The organism is Methylohalobius crimeensis 10Ki (genome assembly GCF_000421465.1).
Taxonomy (GTDB): domain Bacteria; phylum Pseudomonadota; class Gammaproteobacteria; order Methylococcales; family Methylothermaceae; genus Methylohalobius; species Methylohalobius crimeensis.
Window position 1 is genome coordinate 374,315 of record NZ_ATXB01000002.1, and the last position, 15,860, is coordinate 390,174.

Annotated in this window: 15 protein-coding genes; 5 read left to right on the forward strand and 10 right to left on the reverse strand. The window is 60.3% G+C overall.

The features are described 5' to 3' along the window. The first annotated feature begins 124 nt into the window (after positions 1 to 124). Genes H035_RS0115480 through H035_RS0115490 form a run of 3 tightly spaced genes read left to right on the forward strand, consistent with a single transcriptional unit; the run spans position 125 to position 3,302 of the window. Positions 125 to 1,390, forward strand: a complete 1,266-nt coding sequence (locus H035_RS0115480) for an efflux RND transporter periplasmic adaptor subunit (RefSeq protein ID WP_022949872.1) — start codon at positions 125 to 127, stop codon at positions 1,388 to 1,390. Continuing rightward, the gene (locus H035_RS0115485) at positions 1,387 to 2,115 is read left to right on the forward strand and encodes an ABC transporter ATP-binding protein (protein ID WP_022949873.1); all 729 of its coding nucleotides are present in this window, start codon (positions 1,387 to 1,389) and stop codon (positions 2,113 to 2,115) included. The genes H035_RS0115480 and H035_RS0115485 overlap by 4 nt, the downstream gene beginning before the upstream one ends. After that, positions 2,097 to 3,302, forward strand: coding sequence for an ABC transporter permease (locus H035_RS0115490; protein WP_022949874.1), 1,206 nt, complete (start codon positions 2,097 to 2,099; stop codon positions 3,300 to 3,302). The genes H035_RS0115485 and H035_RS0115490 overlap by 19 nt, the downstream gene beginning before the upstream one ends. Before the next feature lie 75 nt (positions 3,303 to 3,377). Here the strand turns inward: H035_RS0115490 and H035_RS22805 are convergent, their stop codons facing one another. Together H035_RS22805 and H035_RS0115495 are read right to left on the reverse strand one after the other, a co-directional pair. Then, positions 3,378 to 3,605, reverse strand: a complete 228-nt coding sequence (locus tag H035_RS22805; protein WP_084684989.1) for an FmdB family zinc ribbon protein — start codon at positions 3,603 to 3,605, stop codon at positions 3,378 to 3,380. Positions 3,606 to 3,724: 119 nt separating this feature from the next. Beyond that, positions 3,725 to 4,378: a beta-class carbonic anhydrase gene (locus H035_RS0115495; RefSeq protein WP_022949875.1), complete on the reverse strand. Its 654-nt coding sequence runs from the start codon at positions 4,376 to 4,378 to the stop codon at positions 3,725 to 3,727. Between the two features lie 320 nt (positions 4,379 to 4,698). Between H035_RS0115495 and cfa the strand changes: the two genes are divergently transcribed. Further along, on the forward strand, positions 4,699 to 5,856 hold the full coding sequence (gene cfa, locus H035_RS0115500) for a cyclopropane fatty acyl phospholipid synthase (protein WP_022949876.1): 1,158 nt from the start codon (positions 4,699 to 4,701) through the stop codon (positions 5,854 to 5,856). 47 nt (positions 5,857 to 5,903) lie between these two features. Continuing rightward, positions 5,904 to 6,278 carry a hypothetical protein gene (locus tag H035_RS22285; RefSeq protein WP_022949877.1) on the forward strand — a complete coding sequence of 125 codons (375 nt, stop codon included), beginning with the start codon at positions 5,904 to 5,906 and terminating at the stop codon, positions 6,276 to 6,278. A gap of 31 nt (positions 6,279 to 6,309) precedes the next feature. Here H035_RS22285 and H035_RS0115515 read toward each other — a convergent pair whose 3' ends face one another. The 8 genes from H035_RS0115515 to H035_RS21010 all read right to left on the reverse strand — a co-directional run bounded on the left by H035_RS0115515 (position 6,310) and on the right by H035_RS21010 (position 15,680). Continuing rightward, on the reverse strand, positions 6,310 to 6,924 hold the full coding sequence (locus H035_RS0115515; RefSeq protein WP_026596692.1) for a nucleotidyltransferase family protein: 615 nt from the start codon (positions 6,922 to 6,924) through the stop codon (positions 6,310 to 6,312). Then, complete coding sequence (locus H035_RS0115520; protein WP_022949879.1) at positions 6,917 to 8,014, reverse strand: XdhC family protein; 1,098 nt, start codon at positions 8,012 to 8,014, stop codon at positions 6,917 to 6,919. The genes H035_RS0115515 and H035_RS0115520 overlap by 8 nt, the downstream gene beginning before the upstream one ends. Positions 8,015 to 8,068: 54 nt before the next feature. Next, the gene (locus tag H035_RS0115525; protein WP_022949880.1) at positions 8,069 to 10,252 is read right to left on the reverse strand and encodes a xanthine dehydrogenase family protein molybdopterin-binding subunit; all 2,184 of its coding nucleotides are present in this window, start codon (positions 10,250 to 10,252) and stop codon (positions 8,069 to 8,071) included. Positions 10,253 to 10,264: 12 nt separating this feature from the next. Then, complete coding sequence (locus tag H035_RS0115530) at positions 10,265 to 10,726, reverse strand: (2Fe-2S)-binding protein (protein WP_022949881.1); 462 nt, start codon at positions 10,724 to 10,726, stop codon at positions 10,265 to 10,267. Between the two features lie 129 nt (positions 10,727 to 10,855). Then, complete coding sequence (locus H035_RS0115535) at positions 10,856 to 11,419, reverse strand: c-type cytochrome (RefSeq protein ID WP_022949882.1); 564 nt, start codon at positions 11,417 to 11,419, stop codon at positions 10,856 to 10,858. A 26-nt stretch (positions 11,420 to 11,445) separates the two neighbouring features. Then, positions 11,446 to 13,581: an MtrB/PioB family decaheme-associated outer membrane protein gene (locus H035_RS0115540; RefSeq protein WP_084684990.1), complete on the reverse strand. Its 2,136-nt coding sequence runs from the start codon at positions 13,579 to 13,581 to the stop codon at positions 11,446 to 11,448. After that, the gene (locus H035_RS21565) at positions 13,578 to 14,549 is read right to left on the reverse strand and encodes a DmsE family decaheme c-type cytochrome (RefSeq protein ID WP_084684991.1); all 972 of its coding nucleotides are present in this window, start codon (positions 14,547 to 14,549) and stop codon (positions 13,578 to 13,580) included. The genes H035_RS0115540 and H035_RS21565 overlap by 4 nt, the downstream gene beginning before the upstream one ends. A 21-nt stretch (positions 14,550 to 14,570) precedes the next feature. Then, a complete protein-coding gene (locus tag H035_RS21010) occupies positions 14,571 to 15,680 on the reverse strand; it encodes a DNRLRE domain-containing protein (RefSeq protein ID WP_022949885.1) in 1,110 nt (369 codons plus the stop codon). Positions 15,681 to 15,860 lie beyond the last annotated feature (180 nt).

Genomic DNA, 15,860 nt, shown 5'->3' on the forward strand with positions numbered 1-15,860 from the left:
GTTTCAAACGCAGCCGCGATGGCAAGCCTTGCGATAAACGCTGACCCACCGTATTTTGCCGTAACCGACAACGGCCGGTTCAAGGACGAACCGGCCCTCCGCCGTCGATTGACCAAGGACTCTTATGACTCAGGATAATATCGATCAAGTACTGGGCTTGGAACATCCCCCGACGAAAGGTCGACGAATCCTTTTCTGGCTCGGCATGGCGGCACTGCTGGCGGCCATCGTGGCCGTCGTGGCGTGGCTCCGGGGGAACGGCGACGGTCAGATGCGCTATATCACCTCCGAAGCGCGGCGGGGAGACTTGACCGTCACCGTGACCGCCACCGGCGCGCTCGAGCCGCTCAACCAGGTGGAGGTGGGAACCGAAGTGTCTGGCATGATCGAAACCGTGTCAGTGGATTACAACGACCGGGTGGAACGGGGGCAGGTGCTAGCCGAGTTGGACACCGAACAGCTCGAAGCACAACGCCGTCAGACCGAGGCTTCCTTGGCCCTGGCCAAGGCCAAAGTCCGGGAGGCGAAAGCGACGCTCCAAGAAACCCGCAACAAACTGATACGGGCTCGGCAGTTGGTGGAAAAAGCATTGATTTCCAGAGAAGAATTCGAGATCGCCGAAGCCAATTACCTGCGTGCTCAGGCGACCTTGGCCAGCGCCGAAGCCCAGGTGAAGCAAACCCGGGCTCAGCTGGACGAAAACCTCCGGGTGCTGGAAAAAGCGGTGATCCGCTCCCCGATCGACGGCATCGTGCTCGAGCGCAAGGTGGAATCGGGACAAACGGTGGCCGCCTCGCTGCAGACACCGGTATTGTTCACGCTGGCGGAAAACCTGAGCCAGATGGAGTTGCACGTGGCGGTGGACGAGGCGGATGTGGGGCTGGTCAGGAAAGGCCAGGAGGCCATTTTCACCGTGGACGCCTACCCCAATCGACACTTCCAGGCGACCATCACCCAGGTGCGCTACGCGCCGCAGACCATCGAAGGAGTCGTTACCTACGAAACCGTGCTCGCGGTCAGCAATGCCGATCTTTGGTTGCGTCCCGGGATGACGGCGACGGCCGAAATCATCGTGAACCGGGTCGAGGATGCGCTGCTGGTGCCCAACACGGCGCTTCGCTTTACCCCCCCATCGACCGAAGCGCCCGAGACCCGGTCCGGCGGCAGCGTATTCTCCAAATTATTTCCCCGCCCGCCATCGACGCGCAAACCGAACGTGACGGAAGATTCTCCAGACGGCGCCCAACAGGTTTGGATTTTACGGGATAACCACCCGACGGCCGTTCCCGTGACCATCGGCGTCAGCGACGGGGTGATGAGTGAAGTGAGACTGGGCAACATCCGGCCCGGCACCCCGCTGGTGGTGGACGTGGCGATGCCCGCCTCATGAACGCCGATCAGCCGCCGCTCATCGAATTGGTCGGGGTGACCAAAATCTACGGCAGCGGCCACGCCGCCATGCAAGCTTTGCGCGGCGTGGATATCCGGATCGATGCAGGCGAATTCGTGGCGATGATGGGACCGAGCGGTTCGGGCAAATCCACATGCATGAATATCTTGGGGTGCCTGGACACGCCCACCGCGGGCCATTATTACTTCAAAGAAATCGACGTCGTCGGTCTCAGCCGCGACCAGCGCGCCCGTCTGCGCCGCCACTACCTGGGCTTCGTGTTTCAGGGCTTCAACTTGCTGGCACGCACCACCGCCTTGGAAAACGTGGAACTGCCCTTGATCTATCGCGGCACCCCCGCAGCCCAGCGCCGCGCATTGGCCCGCGGGGCATTGGCCAGGGTCGGTCTGGACGGCTGGGAACACCATACCCCCGGCGAGCTGTCCGGGGGACAGCAGCAACGGGTGGCCATCGCCCGGGCCATCGTCACCGAACCGGCGGTGATTCTCGCCGACGAGCCCACCGGCAACTTGGATACGGCGCGTAGCCGGGAAATCATGGAACTGCTCCGGGCTTTCAACCGCGACCAGGGCATCACCGTGGTCATGGTGACCCACGAACCCGACATGGCCGCCTACGCCGGACGCACCCTTCATTTTCTCGACGGCCTCATCGAAAACGGACAATCCCCGACGGAGGCGAGCCGATGTTCTGGAATGCCCTGATTCTGGCCCTTCGGGCGATTCGCCGCAACCTGCTGCGATCCTCCCTGACCATTCTCGGCGTGGTGATCGGCGTGGGGGCGGTGATTACCATGGTCACGGTGGGGGGCGGCGCCACCGTCCAGGTGCAGGAACAAATCGCCGATCTCGGCAGCAACCTCCTCATCGTTCGACCGGGCCAACGCATGTCGTTCGGTCAGCGCTCGGCGGCCCCGGCCTTCGACCTGGACGACATTGAAACCATCGATCGCGAATTGGCGTCGGTGGCCGCGGTGGCGCCCACCGCCATGCAGACCATGACCGCGATCTACGGCAATAACAATTGGTCCACCACCATCTACGGCGTGGACAACCATTTTATGACCGTCAAGAACTGGCCGCTGCAAGCCGGCCGCCCCTTCACCGTGGGCGAACTGCGCGCCGGCAAAGCGGTGTGCATCCTCGGCGCCACCATTCGCGAACAATTGTTCGGACGGCAGAATCCCTTGGGTTTGAAAATCCGCCTGGAGAAAATCTCCTGCGAAGTGGTCGGATTGCTGGAAGCCAAGGGACAAAGCTTCATGGGATCGGATCAGGACGATTTGGTACTGATCCCGTTGCGAACTTTCTGGCGCCGCGTCGCCGGCAACCGGGATATCGGTCTGATTCAAGTGTCGGCCCGGGAAGGTTTCGCCACGGAAAAAGTGAAACGCGACATCGAGCGCTTGCTGCGCGAGCGTCGCCGTATCCGCCGCGGCCAGGAAGACGATTTCCACGTCATGGACATGAAGGAGATCGCCCGGACCCTCACCGGCACCACCCGCATTCTCACCGCGCTGCTGGGCGCGGTCGCCGCGGTGAGCCTGCTGGTGGGCGGCATCGGCATCATGAACATCATGCTGGTGTCGGTGACTGAGCGCACCCGGGAAATCGGCATCCGCTTGGCCATCGGCGCCTTGGAGCGGGAGGTGATGATGCAGTTCCTGGTGGAAGCGATGGTCCTGTCTTCCTTCGGCGGCATCATCGGCATCCTCTTGGCCCTGGGCGCATCCCTGCTACTTGCTCGCTTGCTCCAGGTGCCGTTCATTTTCAACGGCGGCATCGTCGTCGTCGCCTTTCTCTTTTCCGCCGCCGTGGGGGTGATTTTCGGCTACTTCCCGGCGCGCAAGGCCGCCCGCCTCGATCCCATCGAAGCGCTGCGCTACGAGTGACCCTCCTCCGTGCGGCAAATCAACAACTGCCCGTCACGAGCGCGGGAGAAGACGCATAGCGGACCATTGCTCGGTTCAGTGACAACAGGGACATTGGGGACCGTGTTTTCGCGTCGATGGTTCGAGGATTTGCCCCGCCCTTTCCCGGCCGCGGGCCATATGCCCATGCACGGCCGGAGCATGGAAAAAAATGCGCTCCACCCCGGCGCCACATTGGGGGCACGGCGGCCGCTGGGCGGACATTGGGTGATGCGCTTCGAAACAGACGCCGCAGCGCCTGCAGCGGTAATCGTAACTGGGCATAACGGTGCCTCCGGATCGCCAAACATCGCTGACATTGGGAGGGGGAGCCGGAGCCCTCTCTCCCACTTCCTCTCCAGGATCAATCAATTGGAATGCGTAAATCCCAATTGAACCTCGGGTCAACCCCAACGGGGAGGTTGCTTCGCCTTCACTCCGAAGGCATCCGCCGTGGCATCGGTTCGAGCGCGCTTGTCGGGGTCCTGGGTGGGCGGACGCAACCGCCGCGTTTCCACTTCCCAGATCCATCCGCTGACGGTGACGTTCTTGGGGATAAGCGGATGATTTTTGAATGCCTCGACGGTTTTCATGCAGGTCTGATCCACGTCATCCATCATGCCGATCCACTTGGCGAAGGCGCCTTTGGCCAGACTCAATTCCGGCAGAGTCGGATCGAGGGTGAGCGTGTCCGGATCGACCCCGCTTTGCCTCAGGGCCGCTTCCAATTCCGCGGCGTCGGCGGACAACATTCCGCACTGGGTATGTTGCACGATGACGATTTCCTGGGTGCCGAAGAAATTACAGGTCAACATGGCCGAGCGAATCGCATCATCGGTGACAATCCCGCCGGCATTGCGGAAGCAATGAGCATCCCCGCCTCCCACAGGGGTATCCACGCGGATACCCAGCGCCTCGTCCACCGGCAATCGCTCGTCCATGCAGGCCAATACCCACAACCGACGATTATTGGGTCCTTCCGCCCCATAGCGGCGGCGCTTTGCCCAATGGTCGAACTGCTTGACCCGGTTTTCCAATTCCGCTTTTAAAGTAGCCATTCAGATACCCTCCTAAATTGGATTTCGCCGATCTTTCCACTTGAGGGCTAAATCGGCGCCATGCCGACAAACTCTAGTGTTGTAACTCATTCCACCCAAACCAAAAATAGCGCAAACACCCGGTGATGGTCAACACCATAGAAACTAATAATTACTTATTTTGAATCAATGCGCACGGGGAAAAGAATATTTCGATTGTTTCTATACGCAACCAAATCGCCCTATAATCGCAGGCCATCGCGCATGCCCCCTATTTGAAATTGAATCATAACCGGATTTATTGTATGTAGTGATCGAGTGTACATGCGGAGGGGATCACCATGTCCATCAAAGCTTTGACATCGTGGCATTGGAACTGGTCCGATCATCTTTTTTGTAAGGAGCGGGTGGCGTCTCTTCTGGAAGAAGCCGACATCCACATCGACGGAGGCAGGCCCTGGGATATCCGGGTGCATGATCCCCGATTCTTCCAACGGGTATTGGCCGAAACTTCGATGGGATTCGGCGAATCTTACATGGACGGTTGGTGGGACTGTGAACGTTTGGACGAATTGATCTACCGAATCCTGCGCCACCGCCTCACCGAACGCGTGCAATCCTGGAAAGATATCCTGGCCTTCCTACAGGCGAAGTTACTCAATTTGCAAGATGTACGACGGGCTTTCCATATCGGTCAGCACCATTACGACATCGGCAACGAACTGTATCAATCGATGCTGGACCGGCACATGATTTACAGCTGCGGTTATTGGAAGGCCGCCAACGACTTGGATGCCGCCCAAGAGGCCAAACTCGATCTGGTCTGTCGTAAACTCGGCCTCGAACCCGGCATGCGGGTTTTGGACATCGGCTGCGGGTGGGGCGGTGCGGCCAAATTCGCCGCCGAACGTTACGGCGTCGAGGTCTACGGCGTCACCGTGTCGGAGGAGCAAGCCAAATTCGCACACGAGATATGCCGCGGGCTTCCCGTAACCATTGAACTGAAGGATTATCGCACCCTCTCCGGGCGATTCGATTGCGCTTATTCCCTGGGAATGTTCGAGCATGTCGGTTACCGAAACTATGCCGACTACATGGAAGTGATCGAACGCTGCCTTCCGCAGGACGGCCTCTTCCTGCTCCATACCATCGGCTGCAACGCATCGAGCTACCACGGCAACCCCTGGGTGGAGCGCTACATTTTCCCCAATTCGATGCTGCCTTCGATTCGCCAGATCGGTGCGGCGATCGAGGGAAAGCTGATCCTGGAGGACTGGCAGAACTTCGGCCCCGATTACGATCGCACGCTTTTGGCATGGCATGACAATTTCGAGCGCGGCTGGGCGCCGCTTCGCGACCATTACGGAGAGCGTTTCCAGCGGATGTGGCGGTTTTATTTGTTGAGCTTTGCCGGCGCATTCCGCGCGCGCTATATTCAGCTTTGGCAAATTGTTCTGTCCCGGCGGGGCCGCCCCATGCGTTACGACGCGCCGCGCTGAATGCCCCAACGATTGACATCTCCTTCAGGCGGGCCGACCATGCCGGAATGAATGGCACTCAATTGAAATGCCTTTTGGCGATGACAGTGCTGGCCTTGACCGGTTTCGGCCCGCTCTCGTTGACGTGCCTGATCGGTATGTTCATCCTGATCCGGAGACCGATCTGGTTTTTCCAGGTGGTGCAGAATCTTTATGACAACCACCGGGCTCAAGCGGTCGATTTACCGCTTCGGAACAACGGCACCTCGGCCACGGTCGCTCGAATCAAAAGCTTTCTTTCCCTGCTGACTCTTTTGATTTTGGATATCGCTCCGGTGCCGGTCACCGGTTCCATCGGCTTGTATGTCGTGACCACACGGCCGAAGTGGTTCAAGACGCTGGTGGAAAGAATCTACAACGGCGCTGTTACCTCTTCGCGGTAGGGGCGACCGGCCGGTCGCCCCTACTACAATTCTAATCTTTGGGGACATAAATGATTCCATCATCGCACCCCGATTTTTGCAGATCGTAGGCGTCGTCGACATCGACAACCGCCTCGGGGCAAGGGATACGGATCACGCGCCGAGCGTATTTCCGAAGCAGAAATTTGGCGCCACTGTCCCCGGAAAGTCGCTGCAAATCGTCAAAATATCTGCGGGGAAATAGCGCCGGAACGCCCAAGGTATCGGCATATTTACTGGCGGCAATCTCCCCGTACCGCTCAAACGCCTCGATGAGCCGATCGAGATGCGCGACCCCGACTCGAATTTGATCGGCGAGAATTATCAGAACTGCGCGATATTCCCCCATACGAGCGATGCCAACACGCACTGAACCACCCATGCCTTCCCGCCACGCCCTATTGTAGACCGGCGCCACATCGAGATCGGAAATCGCCTCCATAATCAGGTTTCGATGGGCACCGACCACGACGAATACCCGATCGCACAGGGATTCCAGTGCATTCAGGACAGCCCGCCGCACCAGGGGAACGCCGTCCAAGGTCAAAAGCTGCTTGGGCCGTCCAAGACGCGAGGAGGAGCCGGCGGCAAGCACCAAGCCCGCAATTCCTCGCTCCCACTCAGGCATGGATCGGACCGGCCTTGCGGCTCAGCGGCATCCCGTCGCGACCGGCGAAACACGCCTGAATTTCGGCCACGATCGACAACGCGATCTCTTCCGGCGTTTCCGCGCCGATATCCAGTCCCACCGGTCCCTTTACCCGTTTCCGCGATTGGGCAAGGGATGCCGAAGCGTTGTTTTTCAAGGTATCGAGTAGCCGCTCCAAACGCGCCTTGGGCCCAAGCACGCCGCAGTAGCCGGCATTCGATCGCAATAAACCCCGCAGCAATTCGCAATCGTGGAGAAAATGATGGGTCATCAACACCACCGCGGTGCGTCGGTCCGTTTGCACGACGCGGGCCATATCCTTGACCGGCACGACGGATACCGACCGGGCGCCGGGAAAACGATCGGCCCGGGCGAAGGCTTCCCGGTGATCGAACACCTCCACGCTCCAACCGAGCCGATCGGCGAAGGTCACCAAAGGCAGCGCGTCCGGCCCGGCGCCGACCACGAGCAAGCGGATGGGCAGCTCGACCGGCTCCACCAATATCTCCCTATCCCGAATAGCGACAACCTGCGGCTTGCGTGCCGCCTTCACCTCGGCCACCTGACCCGAAAGATCGACCCGATCGTCCCAGTTGGACGACCACTGGACAGCACCGCCGGCGTCGCACATCCAGCGGCTGGCGAGACGGGAGGAATCGAGGCTGCGAATCACGGTAGCCATCACCCCCCGCATCCGGTCCTTCAGGCAGCGGGCGATAAATTCCAGCGGCCCCGGCTGGCCGGGGCCCACCGGCTCGAGCAGAACGTCCACTTTTCCGTTGCACCCCAACCCTAATCCCCAAACAATCTCGTCGTCGGAGGTATTGTCGTAGCCGATCCGTTTGGGGCGGCCGTTTTTGCGTACTTTTTCCGCCTGAAGCAGCAAATCGTTTTCCAGACACCCCCCGCCGATGAGGCCGATGACTTCATCACCGGGCAAAAACAAGGCCCGTGCCCCCGGACGCCGATAAGTGGAGCCCTCCACCCGAACGACGCTGGCGAGAACACCCGTCTTACCGTGTCGTTTGACGCGTTCGAACGTATCGACGATATCGAGAATTTCTCTCATATACGATTCGGCAGGATCGGCTGCTTAACGAAAAGCCTGAAAGGCGATGCCCGATCAAGCCGACAAAGTCAAAGGCAATCGATAGAAACGCCGGCCCGTGGCGGCATGGAGCGCGTTGGCCACCGCCGGCGCGATCACCGGGGTGGCGGGTTCGCCGACGCCGGTGGGCGGCTGGGCGGAAGGGACAATATGGACCTCCACGGCGGGCATTTGATTGATGCGCAGCACCGAATAGTTATGGAAATTCGATTGCTTCACCCGCCCTTCCTCCAGGGTGATTTCGCTCATCAATACCGGGGATAGACCGTAACCGATCCCTCCTTCCATCTGCGCCCGGATAACGTCCGGGTTGACCGCCACGCCGCAGTCGACGGCACAGACCACCCGGTCGACGGTGAAGCTTCCATCGTCTCTCACCGTCACTTCCACCACCTGGGCCACATAACTATTGAACGATTTATGCACCGCGACGCCGCGCCCTCTGCCTTCCGCCAGCGGAGTCCCCCAGCCTGCTTTTTTCGCCGCTAATGTCAACACTTTACGGTGACGGGGATGGTCCTTCAAAAGCGCCAGCCTAAACGCCACCGGATCCTTGCCCGCCTTCTCGGCCAATGCATCGATGAAGGTTTCGGTGGCAAAGGCGGTATGGGTGGACCCCACCGAGCGCCACCACTGCACGGGCACTCCGATTTCCGGAGAATGCAGATCCACGGTCAGGCTGGAAATGGCGTAGGGCAGATTGGCGGCGCCCTCCACGGAAGTGCTGTCCACGCCGTTCTCATCGATGTTCACGGACTCGAAAGCGGTGCCGCGCATAATCGACTGGCCGACGATGCGGTGTTGCCAGGCGATCGGATTGCCTTGCTCGTCAAGCCCCGCCCTGAGCCGGTGAAAATACATGGGACGGAAGTAGCCGGCGCGCATATCGTCTTCACGGGTCCAGAGCATTTTGACCGGAATACCTTTGCCCACCTCCCGGGCGATGCTGGCCGCCTCCACCACGTAATCCGAATGGGGATTGCCCCGTCGACCGAAGCTACCCCCCGCGTACAGCATGTGAATCTTGACCTGTTCCGGTTCCAATCCCAGCAGGGAAGCCACCGCCTTTTGGTCGCCGGTCTGCAGCTGGCAGCCGTTCCAAATCTCGCAGCCGTCATCGTCGATCCGAACCACGCAGTTCAACGGCTCCATGGCCGCATGGGCCAGGTAGGGAAATTCGTATTCCGCCTCCAAGACCCGGGCCGCTTGATCCAGCGCCTGATCCGAATCCCCTTCCCGCCGGGCGATCGCGCCCGATTTCTGGGCCAGCTCCTTGTAGCGGGCCATGATCTCCGTCGAACCGAGCTTGAAGGCTTCGTTTTCATCCCATTCGACGCTCAAAGCGTCGCGCCCCTGTTTGGCGCTCCAAAAATCCTTCGCCAGCACCGCCACGCCCCGGGGAATCTCGACCACCTTGACGACGCCGTCGACGGCTTGGGCCTTGCCGGCGTCGAAGGAACGGACCTTCGCGCCGAAGCGCGGGGGATGGGCCACCACCGCGATGAGCATGCCCGGCAGCTTGATGTCGAAGGTAAAAACTGCGCTGCCGTCGGTCTTGCCGTCGTCTTTGCGCGGCACGTACTTGCCGATATAGACGAAATCCTCGGGGTCTTTCAAGACGATGTTCTTCGGCACCGGCAGCTCGGCGGCCGCGGCCGCCAATTCACCGAAGGTGGCCTTATGGCCGGAAGCAGCATGGGCGATCACGCCCTTCTGCACGGTGATGTCGCCCGCCGGCACCTGCCAACGCTGGGCGGCGGCGGTCACCAACATCTGCCGGGCCGCCGCACCCGCCTTGCGCATTTGCTCGAAGGAATTGGCCATGGCCGTGCTGCCGCCGGTACCCTGATAAGGGCCCCACAGCAAATTGTTGTAACGACTGGCGTCGGCCGGCGCGCCCTCGGGAGTGACCTGGGACCAATCGGCATCCAATTCCTCGGCCACCAGGGTGGTGAGGCCGGTGTAGGTCCCCTGCCCCATTTCCAAGTGCTTGATGATCACCGTGACGCGGTCGTCCGTCCCGATGCGGACGAAGGCGTTGGGCACGAATCCGGCTTCTTGGCTGAATGTCGCGGCCTGCTTGCCACCACCCTTAAACGCCGACGGCAGACAAGCCCCCAACACCAAGCCGGTTCCGATGACGGCGGAGGCTTTCAAAAACCGGCGCCGGCTCACATTGACAATCAAATCATCCGCCATGGCTGCCTCCTGCTAAGCAAGCGATTTGGCCGCTTCTTTGAGCGCGGCGCGAATCCGGACGTAGGTAGCGCAGCGGCAAATATTGCCGGCCATGGCCGCATCGATATCGGCATCGTCGGGATCGGGATTGCCGGCCAGCAAAGCGGCGGCCGCCATGATCTGCCCGGACTGGCAATAGCCGCACTGAACCACGTCGAGCTCGTTCCAAGCGGAACGCACCGCCCGGCCTTCCCTCGAAGTGTCGACTCCTTCGATGGTGGTGACGGATTTGCCGGCCACGCTCGAGACGGGGGTGACGCATGAGCGGACGGGATTCCCGTTCACGTGGACCGTGCACGCGCCGCAGAGCGACATGCCGCAGCTATATTTGGTGCCGGTCAACCCCAAGTAATCGCGTAGAACCCATAACAAGGGTGTATCGGAAGCCGCCTCGACTTGCCGCTCCTGACCGTTGATTTCGAAGCTAATCGCCATGCGCTCCTCCTGCCAATGCCATTCGATGGGAGACGGGCGCCGCTCGTGCGCGGAGAGACTTTGAAAATACTGCAGGCATAGGATGTTGTCAAACGCGTCAAGCCCTCGCTTAGCGGAAAGGCACAAAACTTACTTTCCGCGTCCGTAATAGGCGATCAAGCCCTCAACCTCTTCCGCTCCGAGCTTGCTCAGCTTCTTCAGCATCATCTTCTCCGCGGCTCTCTCTCCTCGTAAGTATTGCCTGAGAACTCTGCGCAGATGAGAGATCCGTTGCCCCACCAGGATAGCCTCATACTCGTCGGAAGCTCGACCCCCCTTCACATGGCACTTGGCGCATAGGCGCTGATGGATCTTCTTCCCTTCCTCGGCCTTACTCGGGTCCACCTGCTGAAGCTGGGGGCGGAAAGGCTGCCGGCTGTAGTGGTCGGCTGCTATTTGAATCTGGTCTTCGGTGAGCCCCTTGGCCACCGCCTCCATAACCGGCGAGGGCCAGTCTCCGGCGGCATAGGCTTTGAGAGCATAAACCAAAAAGGTTCGCGACTGACCTCCGATGACGGGCACATTGGGATCGTCTCCGACCCCGGAGGAACCATGGCAGGCGCTACAGAACTCAATCGAATCCGGCATCGGTTCGTCGCTCCAGCCGAGTTCGACCCACAGGCCGGCAAGGAAAAAGACAAGCCACCCAATCATTCCTATCTCCACTAAGCGCCGGAATTTCATTGGAACTGATACACCATCGAGAAGGAAAACACACTCACCGAATAGTTGTGACTCTGCTCCCCCAGGCTAAGTACAGTGGGGATGGAATCTGGCCCGACCCCGTCAATAGGCCACTGGTCGGAACGGAACCGCTCGTATAAAAAACCGAGCCTGAGCCCCAGATTCTGCCGAAGGCGATAATTGGCATGCACATCGAAAGTGTGGCGGCTAGTGTCGAGGTCGGGAAAACCATTCCCGGCGCCGGTAACGTCAATGGAGCCTTCCGAGGCAGCGTATACATAATTAGCCCCCACATCCAAACGCTTGGGAATGGCGATTACCTTTATCCCCACACCCAGGGTGTCGAAAATGTCGGCAGTACGGCCGGACCAATCGGGCTTGGAGAAACTTTGACTGCCGGCCTGCTTGGCCTTGATCCACTGCCGAGTATAGAAAGCGTAAGTGCTGAGCCGCTCCCAAGGGGAGAAGGAAAGGTCCAAGGTTAAGCCGAAGTCCTTTTCATCCTTGAGACCGATGACGGATTGTCCGTAGTCGTCATGGGCGAAGTCGCCGCTCACTCCGACGCTCCATCGCGTCGAGGGAGTCGCCACCAAACGGATACGGGCCTCGTTTCGATCGCGCTCGGCGAGGAAGAATTTCCGCAGGAACGGGTTTTGGGAAGGAGTCACCTCGGCGACCGGATCGAAGGAACTGGGATCACGTTCGGCGTGAGCGAATCTCGCCATCACGTCCAGGAGCCGGTGGGGACGAGAAACAAACTTTGCCCAGAAGGTTTTTTCCCGGGTTTCTCCTATTTCTTGGAAGGTCCGATCCATCCGCTGATAGTCGAAACCGGCCGAGGCGTTGAGGTGCCGGGCAAAGGCGTAGCCGCCTTTCACGCTGACCAGATGGCGTTTGAAACTGTAGGGCAGGTTAGTCCGCCCCGCGACGGAAGGCGCAGAGTCGGCGACGATGTAGGTATAAAGATCCTGGGGCGTATCGTTGTCCCGGTCCTCTAGACGGTACCGGGCATTGAGACTGAGCCCTCGCCAGGGCCGCGATGAGAGCTTGAGATTCACCAGGCGAGTCTGCACCTCTCCATCCAGGGAATCCCGAGGTAGGGGCCTGTCCAGATCCGGATCCACAGCGAACGGCAGCAAGCTTTCGTCCTGGTTCATTCGACCGAAGGCGACGCGGGCGCTGACCCGCGTTCGTGCCGGAAGGTCGTAGCCCAGGGAGGCGAAAATCTGATGAAAGCGGTTGTCCGGTGGCAACGCCAATCTCCCCACTGCCCCCGGTTCGCCTTTCCCGGCGAAAGGGTTGCGCCAAGTCAGAGACTCGTTCTCGTTGTTGAAGAAAGAGCCCCGATAACCCAGTTCCGCTTGGAAGCGCCTCCAGCTATACGCCGCCGCCACCTCCACCTGATCGGTTTCGTAATCGACGGGCTCAGGAAGAATCGCCGTCCGAGTAGCCCCAAACGACGAGCCGACAGCGCCTCCGATGCTCTTGGTTCCGTCCTTGAACTCGTGCGAAAAGGCCGCCCTGAGCTCCCAACCCTTCCTGGGAACCAGGGAAAACCGGGCACCGAAGCGCCTGCGCTCCTGTTCCAAGTCAACCTTCCGCAGATTTGCTCCCAGGGTGGTCATACCACTCGTCGAATCGGCATTCACCCAGCCCCCGGGTAGGGTGAGTGCCTCGCTCCCCGTTCCGCGGAAAGGAGACTGGGCCGTATCTTGATCGAACCGAGGCAGCTGATCGTAGATTAGCCCAAGCCGATAGCGACCCTGCACGCCCCCGTCGATCTCCACGCGGCGCGTGGTCAGACCGAGGTCTGAAGCCCGCACATCCAGCCGCTGGCCTTGATTCCGATAGCGTCCCTTCACGCCGCCGACCCCATAGGCTCCCTGCTCCTCAAGTCCCCGATATTCGCCGAACTTGAATGCGCTGTCGGTGACGGCGCCGACTCCGGCCTCAGCCTCGCCGGAAAGACGCCTCGGGGACGGGCACCAACGACATTCCCATCCGGGTGGGCGCACGCCCGATGCCGGAGAGGCCGCGCGCACCGACGAGGCATTGGCGGCGGCCAGGATCACCACCGGACCCAATACCCCCAAGGAGCACCTTGATGGGAAGACTATCTCTATGTCTTTCATCGTTGGCGTTTCACCCCCGACGGATGGTTGGAACCGTGCACCTGAGAGTGACAGTTGAGGCACCCCTTGGCCAGCACGGCAGCCTGGAGAGGACCGGCAAGCCCGGTCCCACTGTAAGCAATGCTCGGATGGCCCGCCTGGGAGTGACACTGTTGGCAGAGTAAGGGGGGACGCTTCTTCAGCAAAGCCGGATGATTGGACCCGTGAGGGAGGTGACAGTGGGTACAGTCCTCGGGAACGGGAGCGTGCTCCCAAAGAAACGGTCCCCGCTTCTCCGGGTGGCACTGGTAGCATGTCTCGTTGAGAGTCGGCCGACGCAGAAGGACGGGACCGGGCCCGCCGTGAACATCGTGACAATCGCTGCAGACCATTTTTCCGAAGCGGATGGGATGAACCGACATCTTATGAACATCCGCGCGCTGGCGCTGATGACAGCGGAAACAGACCTGCGGCTGAGTGGCCAGATCGAGCACCGGATCCTCGCGGCTGTGGATTCGATGACAACTGGCGCACACCAGCCGGCTGCTCTCGTGCACGCTTCCATTCCACTGGATTCGACCTCGCGTGCGATGACATTGCAAGCACGCGGCGTTCTGGCGCTCCGGTGCCGCCGACGAGCTTTCCCCGAAGACGATGACGGCGGGGCGCTCTTCGCCGGGCATCACCTTGGCGGTATGAGCCCGCCCGGGTCCGTGGCAGGCCTCGCACTGAAGCCCCGCGAAGGGAGCTCTCGGGTCCTCCTGACTTCCATGGGGCGTCTCGAAGATAGCCATCACCGGATATTCGTAATCCTCGTCATGACACTTGAGGCAAGTGTCCGCCCCGTGCTTGGAATAGCCGGTGTATCCGTCGGCGGCAAAAGCGCCCGCCGGGCAGAGAAAGAGAACCAGGGCAACTGTAAGCGTGGCCCGTAGCTCTTGTCTGTCTCCCCCAGAAGCAGCGTCCGTTCCGGTTCCCCAGCCGGTCACTGTTTCCCGCCTATCCTATCGTCAAGGGTGGAAAGTATAGGTTACCGAATCCAAAGCCAGAATATCACCGGGGTCGATGGTTCCGTCGGAGAAGGCTCCGGGTGATGTGACCACCAAATAAATAATGTATTGTCCGGCGAGCTCGTCCCCGACCCAGGTGTTCGTATAGAAATCCGGGATTGTCACAAAGAAGGAAGCCGGGAAGGAGAACGAGATTAGGGGACTCACGTTCGCTAGCCGCGAGATGCTGCCGACTTCAACCTCTGGAGAGAGATCTGAAAAGAAGTTCAGAGTGTCTCCATCCGGGAGCAGAATGGCGAGGAACACGTCGCCGTCGACCGGAGCGACCGGGTTCGATGCGGCCAGGGACAGGCGAAGAGTGTTGCCGGGTGCGAAAGCCTCTTGATTCGCCGTGACTGCCAGGGCCAGGTTCCCCGATGCGGGGGGCGTGAAATCCACCGTCAGGGCCGGGGTGGGCGCAACCGAGTTTTCCCGGGAAGCGAAGCGTTTTGCCGTTCCAAACCCACCCTCGTCACCGATGAGTATCCAGCCGTGATTGAGGGAAGGGTCGTCCAACCAAGTCTGAACATCGGTGGTCATCTGGACGCTCGTCCAGGTGAAACTGCCAAGCCCCTGCACCGAAACTGATGCGCTGAGCGTAAATTCGAAGTCGCCCCGGGGATTATCCCAAGGGATGAAATCGAAGAAAGCGTGCTCCACCGTGGCGTCACCGGGGGTGGCGAGGGTCCCTGCTCCCTCCTCGGCTGGCGCGTCGGACGTCCCCTCGCCCCAGTCTGTCTGTAGCTTGTGAAGGGTCACTTCGGTAGCGGGAGAGCCGGGACGCTCCCGGGTCATTTCCAGGGTGAGCGTGGCGCTGTTGATGGTCGATCCGGGGGGAATGCGTCCGGCGACGTCGAAGGCGATGAGCGCCCGTCGCAAGAGGCCGGCGTCGGTGCGCCCGACGAACAACCCATCCCCGCGCCCGTTAGCCAACACCCCCCCTGACCCCTCGTACATGGTGTTGTCCTTGGACGCCGGCAGGACGACTTGGTCGGCCCAGACTCCGCCACTTTCCAGGACCAACAACAGTCCCAGAACGCCCCTTATTAAGTCCGCTGCTTGTTTCTTCATGATCCTAACCCCTCCTCTTGATTGTGGGTATAGGAGAAATAAACGCACTTTTCGGGCAAGCAATAATGTACAGTACAGAAGGGTCGATGAGGCGTCAATGAGTTGTATCTCTGGCGATTTCCTCCATTTTTTTCCGCTTTTTGTATCAGATGGTTACACCCTCCGGACTGAGCCGCTATC

Excerpts from the sequence above, each read along its gene's own strand:
- H035_RS22805 (WP_084684989.1), bottom strand. The coding sequence starts at position 3,605 with ATGCCCAGTTACGATTACCGCTGCAGGCGCTGCGGCGTCTGTTTCGAA.
- H035_RS0115525 (WP_022949880.1), bottom strand. The coding sequence starts at position 10,252 with ATGGCGGATGATTTGATTGTCAATGTGAGCCGGCGCCGGTTTTTGAAA.
- H035_RS0115515 (WP_026596692.1), bottom strand. The coding sequence starts at position 6,924 with ATGCCTGAGTGGGAGCGAGGAATTGCGGGCTTGGTGCTTGCCGCCGGC.
- H035_RS0115485 (WP_022949873.1), top strand. The coding sequence starts at position 1,387 with ATGAACGCCGATCAGCCGCCGCTCATCGAATTGGTCGGGGTGACCAAA.
- H035_RS0115480 (WP_022949872.1), top strand. The coding sequence starts at position 125 with ATGACTCAGGATAATATCGATCAAGTACTGGGCTTGGAACATCCCCCG.
- H035_RS0115495 (WP_022949875.1), bottom strand. The coding sequence starts at position 4,378 with ATGGCTACTTTAAAAGCGGAATTGGAAAACCGGGTCAAGCAGTTCGAC.
- H035_RS0115535 (WP_022949882.1), bottom strand. The coding sequence starts at position 11,419 with ATGATTGGGTGGCTTGTCTTTTTCCTTGCCGGCCTGTGGGTCGAACTC.
- H035_RS21010 (WP_022949885.1), bottom strand. The coding sequence starts at position 15,680 with ATGAAGAAACAAGCAGCGGACTTAATAAGGGGCGTTCTGGGACTGTTG.
- cfa (WP_022949876.1), top strand. The coding sequence starts at position 4,699 with ATGTCCATCAAAGCTTTGACATCGTGGCATTGGAACTGGTCCGATCAT.
- H035_RS0115520 (WP_022949879.1), bottom strand. The coding sequence starts at position 8,014 with ATGAGAGAAATTCTCGATATCGTCGATACGTTCGAACGCGTCAAACGA.
- H035_RS0115540 (WP_084684990.1), bottom strand. The coding sequence starts at position 13,581 with ATGAAAGACATAGAGATAGTCTTCCCATCAAGGTGCTCCTTGGGGGTA.
- H035_RS22285 (WP_022949877.1), top strand. The coding sequence starts at position 5,904 with ATGAATGGCACTCAATTGAAATGCCTTTTGGCGATGACAGTGCTGGCC.
- H035_RS0115530 (WP_022949881.1), bottom strand. The coding sequence starts at position 10,726 with ATGGCGATTAGCTTCGAAATCAACGGTCAGGAGCGGCAAGTCGAGGCG.
- H035_RS0115490 (WP_022949874.1), top strand. The coding sequence starts at position 2,097 with ATGTTCTGGAATGCCCTGATTCTGGCCCTTCGGGCGATTCGCCGCAAC.